The following is a 22,030-nucleotide window of genomic DNA, read 5'->3' as shown; positions in this document are numbered from 1 at the left end:
CAAGTGATGTTGACACGACAGACACATTAACCTTTGATATTTATTTTGGAACAGACTCCTCAAGTTTATCACTAATCGGTTCAGATCAAACAGCAGCAAGCTTAGTTTCACCAACATTATCAGCATCAACAGTTTATTATTGGAATGTGGTGGTTAAAGATGGACAAGGAGGACAAACTATTGGACAAGTTTGGAATTTTACAACAGACTGATAAATATCATATTATAAATTTAAAAGCGTAAAAATTTCTCTTTACGCTTTTTTTTAGTTCAATTTTTAAGATAATTAGAAAAAAATTGTATTTTGCGCCTATGTTAATCAATACTACAAAGGATATTATGAAAAAATTATTAAGTGTTATTTTTGCACTTTTTGTAGGGTCAGTTATGGTGGCACAAACCACAATTACTGGATCCGTTACAGAGGCAAAAACTGAGCAACCAATTCCGGGAGCAAACATAAAAGTTGTTGGAAAATCTATGGGTACCACAACTGATTTTGATGGAAATTTTTCTTTCACAGTAGATCACGAATTACCTTTTAAAATAGAGGTATCGTTAATTGGGTTTTCTTCAACAATAGTTGAAATAACTCAAAACAATCAAAACGTAAAAGTAGAGTTGGAGGAAGCTGCAACCGCTTTGGATGAAGTAGTTGTATCTGCTTCAAGAACGCCTGAACGTGTTTTAGAATCGCCTGTGACTATTGAAAGAATGGACATTAGAGCGATAAAAAATACTTCTTCACCAAGTTTTTACGATGGTTTAGAGAATTTAAAAGGGGTTGATGTAAACACAAATAGTTTAACATTTAAATCTGTTAATACAAGGGGATTTGCAACATTTGCTAATACGCGTTTTATGCAATTAGTTGATGGTATGGATAACTCATCACCAGCATTAAACTTTAACCTTGGAAACCTTTTAGGAATGTCTGAATTAGATGTGAATTCAGTAGAATTACTTCCAGGTGCATCTTCTGCATTATATGGTGCGAATGCATTCAATGGAATTTTATTTATGACGAGTAAAAATCCTTTTAATTCTGAAGGGGTTAGTGTATATGTAAAAACAGGTATTACTTCTCAAGAAGCTGCAGGAGATAATAATTTTACAGATGTTGGAATTAGAATGGCACATAGATTTAGTGATAAATTTGCTGCAAAAGCTTCATTCTCTTACTTAAAAGGTACAGAATGGTATGCAACTGATTACAATCAATATGTAGATCAAGGAGCTGGGAATCCAGATTTAGTAATTCCTTCTATTGCTGGGCAAACTGCTTTTGATCAAGCAAACATTTACGGAGATGAGGTTACTTTAGCCGCAACCCCTTTTGGCAACTTAAGAGGAGTTGGACAATATTTGGAATCAATAGGACAACTTCCTCCAGGAGCAAGTGCATTATTGCCAGAAGACAATGTTTCAAGGACTGGATATAAAGAAGTTGATTTGTGGGATAATATTGCTGAAAGTGCAAAAGTAGATGTTGCATTGCATTATAAGCCTTTTGAGGATGATTTAGAAATTATCTACAATGGAAAGTTTGGACAAGGAAATACTATTTATCAAGGATCTAACCGATATGCAATAAAAAACTTTTTTATGCAACAGCACAAAATTGAAGTTAGAAATGACGATTTCTTTGTAAGATTCTATACTACGGATGAAGATGCAGGAGACTCATATGATATGCGCTTTGCAGGTATCAACATGAATAAAGCGGATGCTTCACCGTGGTTTGGAACTTATGCAGGAGCATTTATTGGGGCAGTTTCTCAAGGTGCTTCTCAAGATGTTGCGCATTCACAAGCAAGACAATTTGCTGATGCAACAGTTACGCTTCAGCCTGGAACACCTGAATTTAAGGCAGCGTTAGATGCAGTTGCTGCTGATCCAGATTTAACAACTGGAGCGAAATTTCAAGATCAAACAAAATTATACCATGGTGATGCAAATTATAACTTTCGTAATATGATTGATTTTGCAGATATCCAAGTTGGTGGTTCATGGAGACAGTTTTCATTAAATTCTAGTGGTACTATTTTTACTGATTATGATGGTCCAATTGACTATAACGAGTACGGAGCTTATATGCAAGTACAAAAGAAATTTATTGATGATAGATTAAAGTTTACAGGCTCTATTCGTTATGACAAAGCTAAAAACTTTGACGGGAATTACTCTCCAAGAGTTACTGTTTCTTATTCATTAGGTAAAGGGAAAACGCGTAACTTAAGAGCGTCATTCCAAACTGGATTTAGAAACCCATCTACACAAGATCAATACATTGGTTTAGATGCTGGTCAAGCAATATTGGTAGGTTCTGCTCCAGATAATTTAGACAGATATCTTTCAAATCCAATTTCAACAAGTTCTTCAGCTCAAATGCTTGGTCTACCTAGCTCAGTGCAACTTAGTGGTAGAGCAGCCTATGAAAACGCCTATACTTTAGCATCCTTATATGCATTTGGAGCGAGTGCAGCTGCGGGAGCTCCAAACCCTGGTTTATTAGAAGTTGCAAATTTTGACTATGTTCAACCAGAAAGAGTAACTGCTTATGAAGTTGGTTATAGAGCTGGATTTGGTAGAGTAGCTTTTGATATGAGTGCTTATTATAATGAATACCAAGATTTTATTGGAAACAAAACGGTAGTATCACCTTTATATGGTAATGTTGATTTTTCAGACATTATTCCGTTGCCAGCTCAATTAGGAGGACCAACACCTGCAGCCTTAATTGCTGTGGCTAATGGTGATTATCAACCATTCCAAGTATATACAAATTCTAAAGCAGACATTGCTTCTTATGGTGGTAGTATAGGTGCTACTGCGAAGATATTTGGGAACTATGACTTTGGTTTAAGTTATACGTTTGCAAAATTTGATTTCGACCAAGCTTCAGATCCTGATTATGAAGCTGGTTTTAATACACCTGAAAACAAAGTGAAATTTTCAATAGGGAATACTGAAATTGTTGAAAATTTAGGATTTAATATTAATGTTAGATGGAGTGATGAGTACCTATGGGAGTCAACATTTGCTGATGCTACAATTGATGCAAGAACTGTAATTGATGCTCAAATTAATTATTCAATTCCATCATTTAAATCTACCTTTAAAATTGGTGGAGCTAACTTAGGAGGTCAAGAATATATGGTTGCTCCTGGTGTAGGTAATATTGGATCACAATACTATATATCTTGGGTGATCAATCCATAATAAAATATAGTATAGTTATTTTTAAAACGCCCTAATTTATTAGGGCGTTTCTTTTGGTAAAAAAAAGGTTATTTTTTTTTTAAAATAAAATCAAAAAACTATCTTTGCAACTTTAAAAATAAGGATAACTTTAAATAAGTTAAATATCTAAAAAATAAATAGTTAAAGTAATGGCAAAAGTTACAGGTAAAGTTGCACAAATTATTGGTCCAGTTATTGACGTTGAGTTTGAATCTGGCGCTGAACTTCCAAAATTGTATGACTCATTAGAGATTACAAAAAAAGATGGTTCTTTGTTGGTATTAGAGGTTCAATCACATATTGGGGAAGATACTGTTAGAACAATATCAATGGATTCAACAGATGGTTTAAGTAGAGGAACTGAAGTTGTTGCTACTGGAGATGCTATTCAAGTACCTGTTGGAAAAGATATTTACGGACGTTTATTTAATGTAATTGGTGATGCAATTGATGGGTTAGGAAATTTACCTAAGGAAGGTAAAAATGGATTACCAATTCATAGACAAGCACCAAAATTTGAAGATTTATCAACTTCAACTGAAGTTTTATATACAGGAATTAAAGTAATTGACTTAATTGAACCATACGCAAAAGGTGGTAAAATTGGATTATTTGGTGGTGCAGGTGTTGGTAAAACTGTATTACTAATGGAGTTGATTAACAATATAGCAAAAGGTCACGGTGGTTTATCTGTTTTTGCAGGTGTTGGAGAAAGAACACGTGAAGGAAATGACCTTTTAAGAGAGATGTTAGAATCAGGTATTATTAAATATGGTGATGATTTTATGCATTCGATGGAAGATGGTGGATGGGATTTATCTAAAGTTGATAAGGCAGGAATGAGAGAATCTAAAGCTACTTTTGTTTTCGGTCAAATGAATGAACCACCGGGAGCACGTGCACGTGTTGCTTTATCAGGGTTAACAATTGCTGAATATTTTAGAGATGGAGCCGGTGATGGACAAGGTAAAGATGTATTGTTCTTTGTTGATAATATTTTCCGTTTTACACAAGCAGGTTCGGAAGTGTCAGCCTTATTGGGGCGTATGCCTTCTGCGGTAGGTTACCAACCAACATTAGCTACAGAAATGGGAGCAATGCAAGAACGTATTACTTCAACAAAAAACGGTTCAATTACATCGGTACAAGCTGTATATGTACCTGCAGATGATTTAACAGATCCAGCACCAGCAACAACATTTGCGCATTTAGATGCAACAACGGTACTTTCTCGTAAAATTTCTGAGCTAGGTATTTACCCTGCGGTAGATCCATTAGATTCTACTTCAAGAATTTTAACTGCAGATATTCTTGGGGACGAACATTACGATTGTGCTCAACGTGTTAAGGAACTATTACAACGTTATAAAGAATTACAAGATATTATTGCTATTTTAGGTATGGAAGAATTATCTGAAGAAGATAAAATAGCTGTACATAGAGCTCGTAGAGTTCAACGTTTCTTATCTCAACCATTCCATGTTGCTGAGCAATTTACTGGAATTCCAGGTGTATTGGTTGATATTAAAGATACGATTAAAGGCTTTAATATGATTTTAGACGGTGAATTGGATAAATATCCTGAAGCAGCATTTAACTTAAGGGGGTCTATACAAGAAGCTATTGACGCCGGAGAAAAAATGTTGGCAGAAGCATAGTTCAATTGACAATTATCAATCATCAATTATAAAAATATGATTTTAGAAATAGTTTCACCCGAAGCAACCTTATTAAAAACAGATGTTGATTTAATATCAGTACCTGGTATTAATGGTGAATTTCAAATGTTAAATAATCACGCACCAATTGTATCTTTACTTGTTAATGGAGTTGTAAAATTTAAAGGTGAAAACATAACTATTGAAGAACAATTTGAAAGTAAATTTTCCAATAATAAAGGAGAATATTCTTTACCAATAAAAAGTGGTACTATTGAAATGAAGGAAAATAAAGTGATTATTCTTGCCGACTAAAATATTATAAAATATACTATTTAAAAGCCTCGTTTATACGAGGCTTTTTTTGTAATTTTTTTTATTTGAAATACTATCATTTATGAGCTTAGTAATGTAAAAGAATTTTATATCTTTAAATCCAAAATTAACCAAATACATCATGAAAAACTTTTTAATAGTAGCTTTATTTATTGCTAATTCAATATCTGTTACTGCTCAACATTACTTTAATGAACAATCTAATACGCAAACACCCATTCCAAATTATAGACTAGCCGCAAAGTATTCTCCTGAGAATTTGGCAAAGCTAGTGCACTCAACTATGATAAACCCTCATTGGTTGAAGAACGGAAATAAATTTTGGTACCAATACAAAACTTCTGAAGGGTCTAACTATTATTTGGTAAATGCAGATACCAAAAGCAAAAAAGTGTTATTTGATAATGTGAAAATGGCAAAATGGTTGACAGAAATTACGAAGGATCCATATGACGCTAAACATTTACCAAAATTTAATTTTGAATTTGTAAAAAACGAAACAGCTATTCGTTTTAGAGTTGCTTCAACAGAAGAAGTAGAGGTTAAACAAGATGAAAAAGCTGAGATAAGTAAAGATTCTACAAAAACTAAAAAGGCAAAAAAGAAGAAACCTAAAATGGAAAAAAAAGTATATTACTTTGAGTATGTTTTAGGAAGTAATGGGCTTACCATAATTAATAATACCAAAGAAGAAAAGCAAAAAGCGAGATGGGCTACTATTTCTCCTGATAGCACCATTGTATTATTTTCTAAACATTTCAACTTGTATTGGATGGATAAAGAAAACTTTTTAAAAGCTGTAAAAGATGAGAAAGATAGCACTATTGTTGAGCATCAATGGACAACAGATGGTGTTGAAAATTTTGGCTACGGAGGAGGTTCTAATCGTTTAGATAATGAAGAAAAAGAAAAAACAAAGGACGATAGAAAGTCTATAAGAGGTTATTGGTCACACGATTCAAAAAAGTTTGTATTTGAAAAAACTGATGCTAGAAAAATTAAAGATTTATGGGTGATAAATTCTAATGGAAAAAGGCCAACATTAGAAACTTACAAATACCATATGGCAGGTGAACAAGAATTCTATAAACCAAGTATTGTAGTCTTTGATATTCCTTCAAAAGAAATGATACAGGTCAAATTAGATACAACAGTGCAGCAAAGTATAAATATACTAGCTCACAAATACAAAAAAAGTAATACTTCTAAGCATAAACCACGAATGCTAGTATCAAAAAAAGGGAATATATATTTTAATACAATCAGTAGAGACAGAAAAAGATTAGATATCCACGTCGCTGATATCACTACAGGTGATGTGGAAACTTTAATTGAAGAGCATTCCAATACCTATATAGAAACAAGAGGGAAAGATATGATTTTGTTTAATAATGAGTCAGAAATTTTATTTTGGTCTGAAAGAGACGGATGGGGGCATTATTACTTATATGATTCTAAAGGGAATTTGAAAAGGCAAGTTACAAGTGGAGAATTCCATATTGATACTTTTGAAGGTATTGATGAAAAAGAACGTGTAGTTTATTTTACCGCGAACGGAGTAAATAAAAATGAAGATCCTTATTATGCTCATTTATATAAAATTGGATTAAATGGTGCAGGACTTAGAAGTTTAAACTCTGGAGATTACAATACCAGTGTGAATGTTTCAGATTCAAATAAGTATTTCGTAAGTAATTATTCTAGAGTTAATACAGTTCCTAAATCGGAATTACGAAATAGTTCTGGATCAGTAATTTTAAAATTAGAAGAAGCTGACTTATCTCAGTTGATAGCAACAGGATATCAATTTCCTGAACCTTTTAAAATGAAATCTGATGATGGGATTACAGATATTTATGGAGTGATGTATAAACCGTATGATTTTGATTCGACAAAGGTTTATCCATTAATTGAATATGTATACCCAGGGCCTCAAACAGAAGCAGTTAATAAATCTTTTTCAATAAGAATGAATAGAACTGATCGTCTGGCGCAGGTAGGTTTTATAGTAGTCACTTTGGGAAATAGAGGAGGTCACCCAGCACGTTCAAAATGGTACCATACCTATGGATATAAAAATTTAAGAGATTATGGTTTAGCTGATAAAAAACATGTAGCAGAGCAGTTAGCTGATAAATATTCTTTTATAGATATTGATAAAGTAGGAATATTTGGTCACTCCGGAGGTGGATTTATGTCGACTGCTGCTATGTTAGTTTATCCTGACTTTTTTAAGGTTGCAGTTTCTTCTTCAGGAAATCATGATAATACAATTTACAATAGTTGGTGGAGTGAAACACATCATGGGATTGACGAAGAAAGAGATGAAGATGGAAAAGTGACCTATAAATATGATATTGATAAAAACATGGAATTGGCTGAGAATTTAAAAGGTAATTTAATGTTAACAACTGGAGATATTGATAATAATGTACATCCAGGAGGAACTATTAAAATGGTAAATGCTTTAATTAAAGCAAATAAGCGCTTTGATTTTATGTTAATGCCTGGTCAACGTCATGGTTATGGTTCAATGACCGAGTACTTCTTTTGGTTAAAAGCAGATTATTTTAGCAAACATTTTTTAAATGCTCCAGCAGCAAGTGTTGATATGATTGAAATGAACAGAGATAAACCAAAAAAATAATTTATATGACTTGCATAAAAAAACTCCGAACCTATGTTCGGAGTTTTTTTATATTTTTTGTTTAGTTATGAAAATAATTTTACAACATCATTTCCATTAGCAAGAATTAACAAGGCAATTAAAATTAAGAAACCTGTAATTTGTGCATATTCTAAAAACTTATCATTCGGTTTTCTGCCAGAAATCATTTCATATAAAGTAAACATAACGTGCCCACCATCTAATGCCGGAATTGGTAGTAAATTCATAAACCCTAGCATTATAGATAAAAAGGCTGTAATGCTCCAAAATGCTTGCCAGCTCCAAGTTGCCGGGAATATATTCCCAATAGCTATAAAACCACCAATACTAGTTGCACCTTTTTTAGTGAAAACATATTTAAATTGAGTTATATAGTCTTTTAAAGTCCAAATAGCTATTGAATTTCCTGTAGAAATACTTTCTAAAAATGAAAAGTCTTTATGCTCAATAGTTACGGCGTTTAAACCATTTTGCTGCACTCCAATAGTTTTGTTTTCTCTTGGTGTAATTGATACATTATCCATAATTCCATCTCTTTCAAATGCAATATTTAGATCACCATTAGCATTCAATACTAAATTTGTAAATTCATGCCAGTAAGAAACGGGAGTATTATTTACACTAATAATTTTATCGTTCTCTTTTAAACCTGCTTTGTCTGCTGGAGAGTCAACTTCTATTAATGCAATTACTGGTGTTGATATTGGCGAGAACGGTTTCATTACACCATTTTGCCACATTATTTCACCTATGTTTTTTGGAATAGTTAGTGTTTCAGTAATACCGTCTTTATGTATCACTTCTATAGAATTGATATCTCTTAAAAATAAATGCTTATTTATATCAGTAACATCTAAGGGTTCAACACCATTAAATTTTGTGATTTTATCACCGTCTTTAAAGCCATATTCTTTAAACGATTCGTGCACTGAAAAGCCTTCTTTTACACCATCAGGACTCACATAGTCTAATCCCCATACAAATGTGATCATAATATAAATTAGAATTCCCAAAATAAAATTCACAATTACACCACCAAGCATAATAATTAAACGTTGCCACGCTGGTTTAGATCTAAATTCCCACGATTGAGCAGGTTGTTTCATTTGTTCGGTATCCATACTTTCATCAATCATACCTGAGATTTTAACATAACCTCCTAATGGAATCCAACCAATACCATATTCTGTTTCTCCTATTTTTTTCTTAAGTAAAGAGAATTTATAGTCAAAAAATAAATAAAATTTTTCAACACGAGTTTTAAATAGTTTTGCAGGAATAAAATGTCCTAATTCATGCAAAACAATTAAAAACGATAAACTTAAAATAAACTGTGTGGCTTTTATAACTATCTCCATATATTTTCAAAAATAAAATCGCACAAATGTACGGTTTTAAATACAGTTGTAAAACTGAAAATAATTCGAACTTCTACTTTTAACAAAGTTTTAGAGGAGTAGTGTTCCTATAAAAGGGAATTGTATTAAATTTGCTTTCCAAATTAGTTTATAATGGATTTAAAATTTTTTAAAAAATCAATTCCAACCTTAGCCATTATGGCTTTTTTTTCGGTTTTTATGATTTATGCTATTTATACCTTATTAACTCCTGAAAAAAGATTGCCTATCTATAACCCGTCAGATGTAAATCCAAAATTAGTTGATGAAAGTGTGGTTCATATACGAAGAAATCATAAAGTGGCAGATTTCAAATTAATCAACCAAAATGGAGATACAATTACACAGGAAAATTATAATGACAAAATATATGTTGCTGATTTTTTCTTTACACGTTGCATGACTATTTGCCCTGTAATGACAAATAATATTGGAAAGCTTCAAGATGTCTTTATAAATGATGATGATATCATGTTTTTATCACATTCAGTAACTCCAGTAATTGATAGTATTTCTGTTTTACGCGCCTATGCAGATAAAAAAGGTGTAATTGATTCAAAATGGAATATTACAACAGGAGATAAAAAACACATTTATAAATTAGCTCGTAAAAGTTATTTTGCAGTTTTAGACGAAGGAGATGGAGGCTTGCAAGATTTTGTTCATACTGAAAATTTTGTATTAGTCGATAAAAAAAGACAAATAAGAGGTTTTTATGATGGTACTGATAATGAAGATATTCAGCGATTAATTGCAGATATTAGAATATTGCAAGGTGAATATAAAGATTAGTGACATTTATCATTGTTTAGAATGATTCTAATTTAGTATATTTGCCCACTAACTATTTATAATCAGTCTTAATAATGTTTAAAACTATTGCAAATTTACAGATTGGAGAAAAGGCTTTTATAGAAAAACTTTGTTTAGACAATATTCCTTTAAAATTACTTGAGATGGGATGTTTGCCGGGGATAGAAGTACAACTAATCCAAAGAGCACCTATGCACGACCCTTTATACATAAAAGTAAATGGAAGTCATTTAGCTATACGAAAAGAAACTGCTGAAAAAATATCTGTAGTTAAATAATTGATTGATTAATGGGTGATGATAAGGTTGTAAAAGTTGCTTTAATTGGGAATCCAAATACTGGAAAAACCTCATTATTTAATCAACTTACGGGTTTAAAGCAAAAAGTTGGAAATTATCCAGGAATCACAGTTGAAAAGAAACAGGGTATTTGTAAGCTAAATGATACTTCAAAAGCTGAAATAACCGATTTACCTGGTACGTACAGTATTAATCCAACATCTTTAGATGAAACATTAGTTTTAGACACACTATTAAATTCAACTAGTGAAAGTTTCCCTGATGTTGTAGTTGTTGTAGTCGAAATAGAAAACATTAAAAGAAACTTACTTTTATTTACGCAATTAAAGGATTTAAATATTCCAACAATTTTGGTTATTAATATGATAGACCAAATGAATAGGAAAGGAATTAATATTGATGTAAACCAATTAGAAGAAAGCTTGCATACAAAAATTGTTTTAGCAAGTGCAAGAAAAAAAATTGGTATTCAAGAATTAAAGACTGCAATTTTATCCTATAAAAACTTAGATACTACTCCTGTAAGTAATATTACAGATAGAATCGATAAAGAATATTTTACACATTTAAAAAAAGCATTTCCTGAATTTCCTTTATATAAGTCTTGGTTATTAATTACGCAGAATACTGAGTTCGATTTTTTGGATGCCAACCAAAAGGCATTAGTTTTAAAATTTAGAGAAGATTTAGGTTGTATTAAAAAATATCAACATAAAGAGACTATTTTAAGGTATCAAATTATAAACGAAGTATTAAAGGATAGTTTTATTGTTGATAAATCCAAAGCATCAGATTTAAGAGGTGTTTTAGATAGAGTATTAACCCATAAAATTTTTGGTTACGTTATTTTTGCGCTCATCTTACTATTTATTTTTCAAGGCATTTTTGATTGGGCAACGTACCCAATGGATTTAATTGATGAGTCTTTTGCAAGTTTAAGCTCATGGCTAGAAACGGTATTACCACCTGGAACATTTACAAGCTTAATTGCTGAAGGAATAATACCGGGAATTGGTGGCGTAGTTATATTTATACCTCAAATTGCCATTTTATTTACATTTATTTCTATTCTTGAAGAAACAGGCTATATGAGTCGAGTGGTATTTTTGATGGATAAGATTATGAGAAAGTTTGGAATGAGTGGTAAAAGTGTTATCCCTTTAATATCAGGAACTGCTTGTGCTATTCCTGCAATTATGGCCTCAAGAAATATAGGGAATTGGAAAGAACGTCTAATAACAATTTTAGTAATTCCATTCACAACTTGTTCAGCACGTTTGCCAGTTTATGCCATATTAATTGCTTTAATTATTCCTAATCAAAAGGTATTAGGAATTCTTAATTTACAAGGATTAACAATGATGGCTCTTTATTTATTAGGGTTTACTGCAGCAATTTTTTCAGCAGTTTTACTAAATAATGTATTAAAAATTGAAAAGAAAACGTTGTTTGTAATTGAAATGCCAAACTATAAAATACCTTCTATAAAAAATATTTTTTATGAAGTTGTTGAAAAAACGAAGGCATTTATATTTGGTGCTGGGAAAATTATTTTAGCAATTTCAATTATATTATGGTTTTTAGCATCAAACGGACCTTCAACGTTTAAAAATGCAGAGCAATTTATAACTTCAAAAGATGAAAATAAAAATTTATCTGAATCTGCACTTCAGAAAAAAGTAGCTGCTTATAAATTGGAAAACTCGTATATTGGTTATATGGGTAAAACCATTGAACCAGTAATTAAGCCAATGGGTTATGATTGGAAAATTGGTATTGCAGTAATTAGTTCATTTGCTGCTCGTGAGGTTTTTGTAGGGGCATTGGCAACCATTTATAACGTAGATAGTGATAGTGAAAATTCTGGATCTATTAAAAAACGTATGGCAGCTGAAATAAATCCAGATACTGGTAAAAAACGATTTGATTTTCCTACGGGAGTTTCACTGTTATTATTTTATGCTTTTGCTATGCAATGTATAGGAACATTAGCAATAGTAAAACGAGAAACAAATAGTTGGAAATGGCCTATTTTACAATTAGTAGGAATGGGAATATTGGCCTATATTACTGCAACTTTAGCATTTAATATTTTTAGTTAATGCAAGATATTTTAGCATATATAACGCTTGGATTAGCAATTGGATTTTTAGTTAAAAAATATTTTTTTAAAACTAAAAAGAAAGGAAAATGCAATACGAATTGTGATTGCTAAATTAACTTAAGCCAACATCCAAAGTCATCATGACTATAAATCCACCTATAAATCCAAGAGTTGCAATATCAGTATAACTATCACGTTGCGTTTCTGGAATTACCTCTTCAACAACTACAAAAATCATTGCTCCTGCAGCAAAAGCTAAGGCATATGGTAGAATAGGCTGAAAAGTCATAACTGCCCAAGCCCCAATTACTGCGGCAATAGGCTCTACCAAAGCAGAGGATTGACCATACATAAAACTTTTGAATTTGCTGGCTCCTTGTCGTCTTATTGGCATAGAAACAGCAAAACCTTCTGGGAAATTTTGTATACCAATTCCAATTGCTAGTGCTACTGCTCCACCAATAGTGGCACCGTCAAAACCGGCTGCAACACCACCAAATAAAACACCAACAGCTAAACCTTCAGGAATATTATGTAATGTTATAGCAAGAACTAATAAAGTTGTTTTGTGCCAAGGAGTTTTTACACCTTCTTTCTCAGATTCTTTAAAATTTACATGTAAATGAGGCAGTACTTTGTCTAAGCCGAATAAAAATAATGCTCCCATGGCAAATCCAACAACTGCCGGAATAACTTTAACAAACCCCTCACCAGGACTCATTTCAATTCCTGGAGCTAGTAAACTCCAAAAACTAGCTGCAACCATAACGCCTCCTGTAAAGCCTAGCATACCATCAAATACAGCACGATTCATGCCTTTGAATAAAAAAACCAATGAAGCTCCTAATGCTGTTAATCCCCAAGTAAAAATAGTCGCATAAAATGCAGCTAAAACAGGATTTATACTTTCAAAATAATTAATAATTTGTTCCATTTTTTATATTTTTTTTACAAATAGATTCGCTGAAATTTGCTGTGATATTGATTTGGTTTGTAATTTATTTTCAATAAGAATTGAATTGTCATAATCTTCTTTCGCAATCACTTTTATGGTATCCCCTAGTTTAATGTTTGAATTGTCTAGGAATTGTAAAAATGAAGAAGAAGAATCTTTAACACCAATAACTACACCGCTCGAATTTATTTCTAATGATGATAGCATAACATTTTTGTGTTGTGCAATATTTCCATTTTCATCAGGAATAGGATCTCCGTGTGGATCGTGTTTAGGAAAGTCTAGAAATGCTTCTAATCTACCAACTAACGTGTCAGATTTAATATGCTCTAATTGCTCAGCCATCTCATGAACTTCATCCCAGTTATAATTGAGTTTATTTACTAAAAAAACTTCCCACAATCGATGTTTTCTAACAATATCAATTGCTATTTTTTTACCACTTTGTGTTAAAGATACTCCTTTATATTTTTCGTAATAAATTAAGTCTTTCTCAGCCAATTTTCGAATCATATCAGTAACAGAAGATGGTTTTGTTTTTAGCTTTCTTGAAATAAGTGTAGTATTAATGTTTTTACCATTGGAAATCCCAATACTATAGATAGCTTTTAAATAATTTTCTTCTGTTTGAGACAGCATTAAATATATGTTTAGACAAATATAATCAAAAATTTAGATTAATCTAAAAATATGTATAAATTTGTCAAAAATCAACATATGACAACCACAAAAAAACTATCAATTGTAATTTTTTTACTATTTTTTCGCATAGGATTCTCTCAAAATATAACAACAGATAGGCCTGATCAAACGGAATCTTCAGTTACCGTTGGTAAAAATAATTTTCAAATTGAAAGCGGTGTATTATTCGAAAAAAGTGACGATAACAGAATGAATAGTATTTTTAATCCCTCTATGTTATTGCGTTATGGAATCTCTAAAGGAATTGAACTGCGTTTTGTTTCTCAATACGAGTCAACAAAACTAGCGTTAGAAGGTAGAGATATTAGTTATTCAGGGTTGAATGATTTAGAAATTGGTGCAAAAGTTCAGTTGTATAAAAAGGAAGAAGTAACAACTGAAATTGCATTTTTGTCTCATATAATACTCCCATCAGCAAATAGTAATTTAACAACTGAGAAAGTGGGTGTAATTAATAAATTGGCTATTTCTCATGCAATCTCTAATAGAGTTGGATTAGGCTATAACATAGGTTATGATTACGTTTCAAATCAAAGTTCACTAACGTATTCTTTAGCATTAGGAATCTCTTTTTCTGAGAGACTAAGTTTTTATACAGAACCTTATGGGTCTTGGGGTGAATCAAATACATTTGAAAGCAATTTTAATACAGGTTTCACTTATTTAGTTAACAAGAATTTTCAATTAGATGCATCTTATGGGGTGGGTATTAATAATGACATGCAATATGTGTCAATGGGATTTAGTTGGAAGATACCAAGCTTTTTGATTAAAAATAAATTATAATGGCTTAATTTTGAGTGTAAAATATGTATAAAATGAATATAGTAATTTATGGTACAGGTGGCGTTGGTGGTTATTTTGGTGCTAGGTTAGCACAAGCAGGAAACAATGTAACGTTTATTGCTCGTGGAAAACACTTAGAAGTAATTCAAAAAAAAGGATTGCAACTTAGAAGTTATAAAGGCGATTATTTAGTACATCCAGCTAAAGCAACTTCAACTATTTCGGAAGTTAAAGATATAGATCTGGTTTTAATTTGTGTAAAAACGTGGCAATTAGAAGAGGTTGCGGCAAAATTAAAGCCAATTTTAAATGAGAAAATGATGATCATTTCATTGTTAAATGGCGTTGAAAACACAGATATATTATGCAAAATATTAGATCAAAAAAATGTTTTAGGGGGCTTGTGTAAAGTTGTTAGTATGGTTGAAGACTTTGGGGTGATTAATCATGTGTCTTATGAACCAACCATTGTATTTGGAGAGATTGACAATGGAAAAACAATAAGGGCAATACAATTAGAAAAACTATTTTTAAATGCTGGAATTACCACTAAATTAGCTTCAAATATTCAACAAGAAATTTGGACAAAGTTTTTATTTATTACAACTATAAGTGCTATTGGAGCTTTAACTAGAGCAACAGTTGGAGAAATGATTTCTTCTCCACAAATTAAAGAAATGATGTACAAAACCTCAGTAGAAATTTTAGCTGTTGCAAAAGCTAAAGGAGTTTATTTACCAGATAATATTCTTGAAAAACAATTTCAGCTTATTGAATCTCAACCTTTTGAAACAACGTCATCTTTACAAAGAGATATGATGGAGGCAAAGCCTTCAGAATTGGAAGCTCAAAATGGAGCAATTGTTAAAATGGGGTTAGATTTAGGTATTCCAACTCCTGTAAATTCATTTATCTACCATTGTTTACTGCCTCAAGAAAATAAAGCAAGATGTTTAAACTAGTTTAATTTTTGGCTTTTTACTTATCATATATACGCCTATAATAACCATAAAACAACTCAAAATTTTAATTAAATTAATGTCTTGAGCATACTCCTTATGATCTAAAATATAGGCGTAAACGCTAACCATTAAAAAACTTAATACGGGTTGTAAATAAATAAAACTTCCGTTTACTGAAGGAGATACATAATTTAAAGCGTAAATATTAAATAAATAAGTCAAAAAAGTAGTACCTACAATTACAAAGGTAACAGCTAAATAAGTGTTTGTTGTAAACGCATTAAAATTGGTATTTAATAAATCATTAAATCCAAATGGAAGTACAAAAATAAACCCAAATAAAAATACCCAACTTATAACAGTAATTGCTTTATATTTTTTCATCAAAGGTTTTACTAAAACTAAATATAATGCATAAGAGCAAGCGTTTAAAAAAATAAATAAATTACCTAAAAAAGAACTTGTACCGCCTGAATTTTTTCCAAACCACACTAATAAAAAGGCACCAATAGCGCCAATTGATATTCCAATATATTTATTAAGTGTAATTTTCTCTTTTAAAATTATGGCACTCAAAATAAGCACAATAACAGGTGTAGTCGTCATAATTATAGACGCATCAATAGGTGAAGTTAAACTTAATCCATGGAAGAATAAAAGCATATTTGTTGAGATGCCTAATAGACCACAAATAATGAGTAATAAGAAGTCCTTTTTATCAACTTTTTCTTTTACAAATTGTTTTACAATCCAAAACATAATACTTGCCCCAATTACCCGCAATAGAACCAAAGCTGAAGGTCCCATTTTATCTGGCATAATACCTTTTGCAATTAAGAAATTTGCCCCATAAATAATATTAGCTCCTAAAAGGGCTATATATGCTTTTTGTTTATTTTTGCTCAATATACTTGTCTTAAATTGAAGCTGGGAAAGTACGAATTCCTATTTAACAATTTGGTATAATTTTACTTTTTAGTGTTTACATCAAAGAAATAATAAAAAAAGAAAGAAGTTAATGTAAAGATTGTATTATATTTTTTATTTCTAATTGGGCAAAATCGTATCCTATCTGGAATGATTTAGAAACAATTTTTGAATCTAACACACCAATTTTATCAATATTTGGTGGGGAAAAAACATAATTACATTTTTTAAATTTTTTAATGTTATTTGAGTCTAAACCTATGTGGTAAACACGTTGTAAAAGTTTTAACGAAGAATTAATTTCTGACTTTTCTATTTCGCAAATAGGGTTTACAAAGCTTCCAATGATATATTTTATTTGGTTTTCTAAAGGCTCAATGGGGAAATTATTTAAAATTCCACCATCTGAATATAAATTTCCGTTGATTTCAACTGGAGAAAATACTGGTGGAAGCGCGGCTGATGCAATTAATGGTTTTATTAATTCTCCACTATTAAAATATTCTAATTGCCCATTAATTAGATTTGTTGAGGTAATAGTAATAGGATATTTTAAACTTTCAAAAGAATTATGAGGGAAAAATTCTTTAAAAAAATAGGTGTATTTATCACTATCCATAATTCCTGGTTTTTTATGTGCATATAGTGATATCTTAAATAAAGGAGTTTGAATAAAAAAATTAAGTTGTTCTTCCACCGTATAGCCGGCAGCATAAAGAGCTGCTACTATTGCTCCAGCACTTGTTCCAGAAATTTTTATAGGAATAATATCGTTCTCAAGTAAAGCCTTTATCAATCCTATATGAGCAATAGCTCTAACGCCACCACCCGAAAGAACCAATCCAATTTCTTTCGCCATTTTTTTAAAATTAAGTTAGAATTTAACTCTAAATTACAAAATTTTACGCGTTAAAATACAACTGCAAAATAGACTTTATAGTTTTCTTTTTAAAACGTAACTTTGCGCTTTTAAAAATGGAATAAAACGAAATGGAATACAACTTTAGAGAAATTGAAAAGAATTGGCAAAAATATTGGGCAGAAAACCAAACGTTTAAAGCTGATAATAATTCAGATAAGCCAAAATTTTATGTGTTAGATATGTTTCCTTATCCTTCTGGTGCAGGATTACATGTTGGGCATCCACTTGGCTATATTGCGTCTGATATTTATTCACGGTATAAACGCCATAAAGGATTTAATGTAATGCACCCTCAAGGTTATGATTCTTTTGGTTTACCAGCTGAACAATATGCTATTCAAACAGGGCAACATCCTGCAATTACTACTGAAGCAAATATTAAAACATATAGAAAGCAATTAGATCAAATTGGTTTTTCTTTTGATTGGTCTCGTGAAGTGCGAACTTCTGATCCTAGTTATTACAAATGGACACAATGGATTTTTACCCAATTATTTAATTCTTGGTACAATAAAGAAACTGATAAGGCTGAAGATGTATCAACATTAATTTCCATTTTTTCTTCTCAAGGAAATTCAAAAGTAAAAGCCGCTTGTGATGAAGATATTGAAGTTTTTACTGCTGATGATTGGAAAAATTATTCAGAAGAGCAGCAGCAATCTATTTTATTAAAATATAGATTAACATTTTTATCTGAAACCGAAGTAAACTGGTGTCCAGAATTGGGAACTGTTTTGGCAAATGACGAAATTGTAAATGGAGTTTCAGAGCGAGGAGGGCATCCTGTTGTTCGAAAAAAAATGATGCAATGGAGTATGCGAATAACCGCATATGCACAACGCTTGTTAGACGGTTTGGCTAAAATAGATTGGCCACAGCCATTAAAAGATTCACAAACTTATTGGATTGGACGTTCAGAAGGAGCAATGGTTTCATTTGATATTGATGGTTTTGATGCTAAAATTGATGTATTTACAACTCGACCTGATACTATTTTTGGTGTGAGTTTTATGACACTAGCTCCAGAGCACGAATTGGTTTCTAAAATAACAACTGCAGCTCAAAAAACAGCGATTGATACTTATGTAAAAGCAACTGCAAAAAGAAGTGAATTAGAGCGAATGGCCGATGTAAAAACAATTTCTGGAGTATTTACAGGAGCCTATGCAAAGCATCCTTTTACAGGTGAAAAAATTCAAATTTGGATTGGAGATTATGTGTTAGCAGGTTATGGAACCGGAGCCGTTATGGCAGTTCCTTGCGGTGATGAGCGCGATTATGCTTTTGCTAACTATTTTGGACTAGAAATTCCAAATATTTTTGAAGGAGTTGATATTTCTGAAGAAGCTTGCTCAACAAAAGAAGGTGTGAAAATTGCAAATTCTGATTTTTTAAATGGTTTAACGTACAAAAAAGCCATGAAACGTATCATTTTTGAAATTGAACAACGTGGCTTTGGTTATGGGAAAATTAATTACAGGTTACGTGATGCTGTTTTTAGCCGTCAACGTTATTGGGGAGAACCTTTTCCAGTATATTATAAAAATGGTTTACCTCAAATGATTGATGCAAAACATTTACCAATTATATTGCCTGAAGTTGAAAAATATTTACCAACTGAAGATGGGAAACCGCCATTAGGGAATGCAACAACTTGGGCTTGGGATACAAAAACAAACAAAGTAGTTTCGAATGAGTTAATTAATAATGAAACTATATTTCCTTTAGAATTAAATACCATGCCAGGTTGGGCAGGAAGCTCATCATATTTTAATCGTTATATGGATTCACAAAATACAGATGAATTTGTAAGTAAAGAGGCGGTTGAATATTGGCAAGATGTTGATTTATATATTGGAGGAAGCGAGCATGCTACAGGGCATTTATTATACTCAAGATTTTGGCAAAAATTCTTATTTGATAAAGGCGTTTTACCTGTTGATGAATATGCGAAAAAGCTCATTAATCAAGGTATGATAACTGGAACTTCGGCATTTGTTTATCGTTGGGAATTTGGAGAAGGAAATGGTAATGATTTAGCTAGAAAAACAATTTTTGTAAGTAAAAACTTAATGGAAAATATCATTAAGGAAAGAAAGGCGATGGGAGCCAATAAAAAGACCGAAGTCATAAAAGAAAATGTAAATTTATTAAGCGCTTGCGAAATTGCAAATGCACCAAAAAATGAATGGACAGGTTTTACACCAATCCACGCAGATGTTTCTTTTGTAAATGCGGCTGATGAATTAGATATTGAAGCTTTTAAGAACTGGAGACCTGAATATAAAGATGCAGAATTTATTTTAGAAGATGGAAAATACATTGTTGGAAGAGAGGTCGAAAAAATGTCAAAATCTAAATACAATGTTGTAAACCCTGATCAAATTTGTGAGGAATATGGAGCAGATAGTTTGCGTTTATTTGAAATGTTTTTAGGCCCATTAGAGCAATCAAAACCTTGGAAGACTTCTGGTATTTCAGGTGTGTATAGCTTCTTAAAAAAACTATGGAAATTATATATAGTAAATGGTGAGTTTTCAGTTTCTGATTCAGAACCAACAAAAGAGGAGTTAAAAACTTTGCATAAAACTATTAAAAAAGTAGAGGAAGATATTGCTAATTTTTCTTTCAATACATCGGTTTCTACTTTTATGATTGCAGTGAATGAATTAACAGCATTAAAATGTAATAAACGTGCAATTCTAGAGCCATTAGCAATAATTATTGAACCGTATGCACCACATATAGCTGAAGAATTATGGTCTAAATTAGGCTACAAAAATTCAGTTTCGACTGTTGATTTTCCAATTTTTGAAGCAAAACATTTAATAGAAAGCAGTAAAGAATATCCTATATCGTTTAATGGAAAAATGAGATTTAAATTAGAGTTTCCAATGGATATGAGCAAAGAAGAAATTGAAAAAGCAGTGCTAGCACATGAAAAAACACAAGCTCAATTGCAAGGCCGTACACCTAAAAAAGTAATTGTTGTACCAGGTAAAATAGTAAATATTGTAGGCTAATTGCATGATAGATATTTACGAAATAGTTGGATTATTGGCAGCGTTATTAACAACGGCTTCATTTGTGCCCCAAGTATATAAAACTTGGAAATCAAAATCGGCAGATAGTTTGTCTTTGACCATGTATTTAGTATTTTTTGTTGGGATTGTTTTATGGTTAATCTATGGTATTCATTTAAAAAGTCTAGCCATGATTGTTGCAAATTCAATTACTGCGGTTTTATCTTTACTATTGATTATTTTTAAATTGCGTTATAAATAAGAATGAAACTGAGAAAAAATATTAACTATAATACACGTAAAATTCATAGGTATTTAGGAGTTTTTATAGGTATTCAATTTTTATTTTGGACACTAGGAGGGTTGTACTTTAGCTGGAACAATATGGATGATGTTCATGGTGAAACTCTCATAAAACAAGAAAAGAAATATTTTCCTTTTGTGGATTTTTCGATGGTTCAAAAAGGAATTGATTCTTTAGATGCTAAAATTGCTATAGATTCTGTTCATTCAATTAGCATAGTTGAAGCATTTTCAAAGCCACTAGTACAATTCTCGTATTTTAAAAATAGCCAACTAAGAGTTCAATTAATTGAAGCCGAAACAGGTGAATTAAGAAGTGCGTTTTCTGAAGAGGAATGTTTGGAATTAGCAACACGCCAATTAAAAGAGCCTATATCAATTATAACATCTGAATTCTTAGAAAAGCATACTACGAATGCTCATCATGAATATAGAAATAAACCTTTACCTGCATATGCTTTTACGTTAGATCACCCAACAAAAACAACTATTTATGTATCAACAGAACTAGGCCAAATAACGAGTGTTAGGAATAATAATTGGAGGCGATTTGATTTTTTATGGATGTTACATACCATGGATTATTCAACAAGAGATCATTTAACAAATTGGGTACTTCGTATTTTTTCAGTTCTTGGGCTTTTAACTATATTTTCCGGTTTTTATTTGTTTTATATAACATCACCTTCAATTAAAAAGTTTCGCAACTAAAAGAATAAGTAATTTTCTTCCTATTTTGAATGTTTGTGGTACATTTATTGTTTTATACCGTAAAATTTATTACTTATATTTACGTCAAATTAAAGCATGAAAATTAAACAACTTTCATTACGAATTCGAATTTTTTTATCGATGATATTATTGATAATACTGGCGTCGGTATTAATCGCCGCAGTCACAATTTATCAATACAAAGAGCAAACCGATGAATA

18 protein-coding genes and 1 pseudogene are annotated in these 22,030 nt (G+C 31.4%); 14 read left to right on the top strand and 5 right to left on the bottom strand.

Going from position 1 to position 22,030, the window contains the following annotated elements; translation table 11 throughout:
- From HKP59_RS10425 to HKP59_RS10405, 5 genes and pseudogenes are all read left to right on the top strand, one after another.
- Positions 1-212, top strand: a pseudogene (locus tag HKP59_RS10425) (hypothetical protein); the annotation flags it as partial.
- A gap of 127 nt (positions 213-339) precedes the next feature.
- Positions 340-3,222, top strand: coding sequence for a TonB-dependent receptor (locus tag HKP59_RS10420; RefSeq protein WP_291806534.1), 2,883 nt, complete (start codon positions 340-342; stop codon positions 3,220-3,222).
- 170 nt (positions 3,223-3,392) lie between these two features.
- Positions 3,393-4,901 carry a F0F1 ATP synthase subunit beta gene (gene atpD, locus HKP59_RS10415; RefSeq protein ID WP_291806531.1) on the top strand — a complete coding sequence of 503 codons (1,509 nt, stop codon included), beginning with the start codon at positions 3,393-3,395 and terminating at the stop codon, positions 4,899-4,901.
- A 36-nt stretch (positions 4,902-4,937) separates the two neighbouring features.
- Complete coding sequence (locus HKP59_RS10410) at positions 4,938-5,216, top strand: F0F1 ATP synthase subunit epsilon (protein WP_291806528.1); 279 nt, start codon at positions 4,938-4,940, stop codon at positions 5,214-5,216.
- A gap of 142 nt (positions 5,217-5,358) precedes the next feature.
- Entirely contained in the window at positions 5,359-7,884 is a 2,526-nt protein-coding gene (locus HKP59_RS10405; RefSeq protein ID WP_291806526.1) for a DPP IV N-terminal domain-containing protein, read from the top strand.
- A 65-nt stretch (positions 7,885-7,949) separates the two neighbouring features.
- Here the strand turns inward: HKP59_RS10405 and rseP are convergent, their stop codons facing one another.
- Positions 7,950-9,263, bottom strand: coding sequence for an RIP metalloprotease RseP (rseP, locus tag HKP59_RS10400; protein WP_291806523.1), 1,314 nt, complete (start codon positions 9,261-9,263; stop codon positions 7,950-7,952).
- A gap of 153 nt (positions 9,264-9,416) precedes the next feature.
- On the opposite strand from rseP, the gene HKP59_RS10395 reads away from it, so the two are divergent.
- The 4 genes from HKP59_RS10395 to HKP59_RS10380 all read left to right on the top strand — a co-directional run bounded on the left by HKP59_RS10395 (position 9,417) and on the right by HKP59_RS10380 (position 12,629).
- On the top strand, positions 9,417-10,094 hold the full coding sequence (locus tag HKP59_RS10395) for an SCO family protein (protein ID WP_291806520.1): 678 nt from the start codon (positions 9,417-9,419) through the stop codon (positions 10,092-10,094).
- Between the two features lie 74 nt (positions 10,095-10,168).
- Entirely contained in the window at positions 10,169-10,393 is a 225-nt protein-coding gene (locus tag HKP59_RS10390) for a FeoA family protein (RefSeq protein ID WP_291806517.1), read from the top strand.
- A gap of 11 nt (positions 10,394-10,404) precedes the next feature.
- On the top strand, positions 10,405-12,516 hold the full coding sequence (feoB, locus tag HKP59_RS10385) for a ferrous iron transport protein B (RefSeq protein ID WP_291806514.1): 2,112 nt from the start codon (positions 10,405-10,407) through the stop codon (positions 12,514-12,516).
- Positions 12,516-12,629: a FeoB-associated Cys-rich membrane protein gene (locus HKP59_RS10380; protein ID WP_291806510.1), complete on the top strand. Its 114-nt coding sequence runs from the start codon at positions 12,516-12,518 to the stop codon at positions 12,627-12,629. Before feoB ends, HKP59_RS10380 begins: the two co-directional genes overlap by 1 nt.
- A gap of 1 nt (position 12,630) precedes the next feature.
- Here the strand turns inward: HKP59_RS10380 and HKP59_RS10375 are convergent, their stop codons facing one another.
- A complete protein-coding gene (locus HKP59_RS10375) occupies positions 12,631-13,452 on the bottom strand; it encodes a ZIP family metal transporter (RefSeq protein ID WP_291806507.1) in 822 nt (273 codons plus the stop codon).
- Positions 13,453-13,455: 3 nt separating this feature from the next.
- Complete coding sequence (locus tag HKP59_RS10370) at positions 13,456-14,112, bottom strand: metal-dependent transcriptional regulator (protein ID WP_291806503.1); 657 nt, start codon at positions 14,110-14,112, stop codon at positions 13,456-13,458.
- A gap of 78 nt (positions 14,113-14,190) precedes the next feature.
- Between HKP59_RS10370 and HKP59_RS10365 the strand changes: the two genes are divergently transcribed.
- Together HKP59_RS10365 and HKP59_RS10360 are read left to right on the top strand one after the other, a co-directional pair.
- Positions 14,191-14,961 (top strand): transporter, encoded by a 771-nt coding sequence (locus HKP59_RS10365; RefSeq protein WP_291806501.1) that lies wholly within the window; start codon positions 14,191-14,193, stop codon positions 14,959-14,961.
- Between the two features lie 32 nt (positions 14,962-14,993).
- Positions 14,994-15,923 carry a ketopantoate reductase family protein gene (locus HKP59_RS10360; protein WP_291806499.1) on the top strand — a complete coding sequence of 310 codons (930 nt, stop codon included), beginning with the start codon at positions 14,994-14,996 and terminating at the stop codon, positions 15,921-15,923.
- On the opposite strand, the gene HKP59_RS10355 is transcribed toward HKP59_RS10360, so the two are convergent.
- Together HKP59_RS10355 and HKP59_RS10350 are read right to left on the bottom strand one after the other, a co-directional pair.
- Positions 15,915-16,829, bottom strand: a complete 915-nt coding sequence (locus HKP59_RS10355) for a DMT family transporter (protein WP_291806497.1) — start codon at positions 16,827-16,829, stop codon at positions 15,915-15,917. The genes HKP59_RS10360 and HKP59_RS10355 overlap by 9 nt on opposite strands.
- A 109-nt stretch (positions 16,830-16,938) precedes the next feature.
- Entirely contained in the window at positions 16,939-17,709 is a 771-nt protein-coding gene (locus tag HKP59_RS10350; RefSeq protein WP_291806495.1) for a patatin-like phospholipase family protein, read from the bottom strand.
- 131 nt (positions 17,710-17,840) lie between these two features.
- Here HKP59_RS10350 and HKP59_RS10345 point away from each other — a divergent pair, with 131 nt between their 5' ends.
- From HKP59_RS10345 to HKP59_RS10335, 3 genes are read left to right on the top strand one after another with little or no spacing between them, the layout of a single operon-like run.
- Entirely contained in the window at positions 17,841-20,795 is a 2,955-nt protein-coding gene (locus HKP59_RS10345) for a class I tRNA ligase family protein (RefSeq protein ID WP_291806494.1), read from the top strand.
- Between the two features lie 4 nt (positions 20,796-20,799).
- Entirely contained in the window at positions 20,800-21,057 is a 258-nt protein-coding gene (locus tag HKP59_RS10340) for a SemiSWEET transporter (RefSeq protein WP_291806492.1), read from the top strand.
- A gap of 2 nt (positions 21,058-21,059) precedes the next feature.
- Positions 21,060-21,809 (top strand): hypothetical protein, encoded by a 750-nt coding sequence (locus HKP59_RS10335; RefSeq protein ID WP_291806491.1) that lies wholly within the window; start codon positions 21,060-21,062, stop codon positions 21,807-21,809.
- Positions 21,810-22,030 lie beyond the last annotated feature (221 nt).

Origin of the sequence: Lutibacter sp., assembly GCF_013041805.1 — a bacterium.
GTDB lineage: Bacteria > Bacteroidota > Bacteroidia > Flavobacteriales > Flavobacteriaceae > Lutibacter.
Note: the sequence above shows the minus strand (reverse complement) of the source record. Positions and strands in the feature narration are given on the sequence as shown.

Bases quoted from the DNA above. Each gene is read 5' to 3' on its own strand.
- HKP59_RS10350 (WP_291806495.1), bottom strand. From the start codon at position 17,709: ATGGCGAAAGAAATTGGATTGGTTCTTTCGGGTGGTGGCGTTAGAGCT.
- HKP59_RS10390 (WP_291806517.1), top strand. From the start codon at position 10,169: ATGTTTAAAACTATTGCAAATTTACAGATTGGAGAAAAGGCTTTTATA.
- feoB (WP_291806514.1), top strand. From the start codon at position 10,405: ATGGGTGATGATAAGGTTGTAAAAGTTGCTTTAATTGGGAATCCAAAT.
- HKP59_RS10395 (WP_291806520.1), top strand. From the start codon at position 9,417: ATGGATTTAAAATTTTTTAAAAAATCAATTCCAACCTTAGCCATTATG.
- HKP59_RS10410 (WP_291806528.1), top strand. From the start codon at position 4,938: ATGATTTTAGAAATAGTTTCACCCGAAGCAACCTTATTAAAAACAGAT.
- HKP59_RS10370 (WP_291806503.1), bottom strand. From the start codon at position 14,112: ATGCTGTCTCAAACAGAAGAAAATTATTTAAAAGCTATCTATAGTATT.
- HKP59_RS10420 (WP_291806534.1), top strand. From the start codon at position 340: ATGAAAAAATTATTAAGTGTTATTTTTGCACTTTTTGTAGGGTCAGTT.
- HKP59_RS10360 (WP_291806499.1), top strand. From the start codon at position 14,994: ATGAATATAGTAATTTATGGTACAGGTGGCGTTGGTGGTTATTTTGGT.
- HKP59_RS10405 (WP_291806526.1), top strand. From the start codon at position 5,359: ATGAAAAACTTTTTAATAGTAGCTTTATTTATTGCTAATTCAATATCT.
- HKP59_RS10335 (WP_291806491.1), top strand. From the start codon at position 21,060: ATGAAACTGAGAAAAAATATTAACTATAATACACGTAAAATTCATAGG.
- atpD (WP_291806531.1), top strand. From the start codon at position 3,393: ATGGCAAAAGTTACAGGTAAAGTTGCACAAATTATTGGTCCAGTTATT.
- HKP59_RS10345 (WP_291806494.1), top strand. From the start codon at position 17,841: ATGGAATACAACTTTAGAGAAATTGAAAAGAATTGGCAAAAATATTGG.
- HKP59_RS10375 (WP_291806507.1), bottom strand. From the start codon at position 13,452: ATGGAACAAATTATTAATTATTTTGAAAGTATAAATCCTGTTTTAGCT.
- HKP59_RS10380 (WP_291806510.1), top strand. From the start codon at position 12,516: ATGCAAGATATTTTAGCATATATAACGCTTGGATTAGCAATTGGATTT.
- rseP (WP_291806523.1), bottom strand. From the start codon at position 9,263: ATGGAGATAGTTATAAAAGCCACACAGTTTATTTTAAGTTTATCGTTT.
- HKP59_RS10340 (WP_291806492.1), top strand. From the start codon at position 20,800: ATGATAGATATTTACGAAATAGTTGGATTATTGGCAGCGTTATTAACA.
- HKP59_RS10365 (WP_291806501.1), top strand. From the start codon at position 14,191: ATGACAACCACAAAAAAACTATCAATTGTAATTTTTTTACTATTTTTT.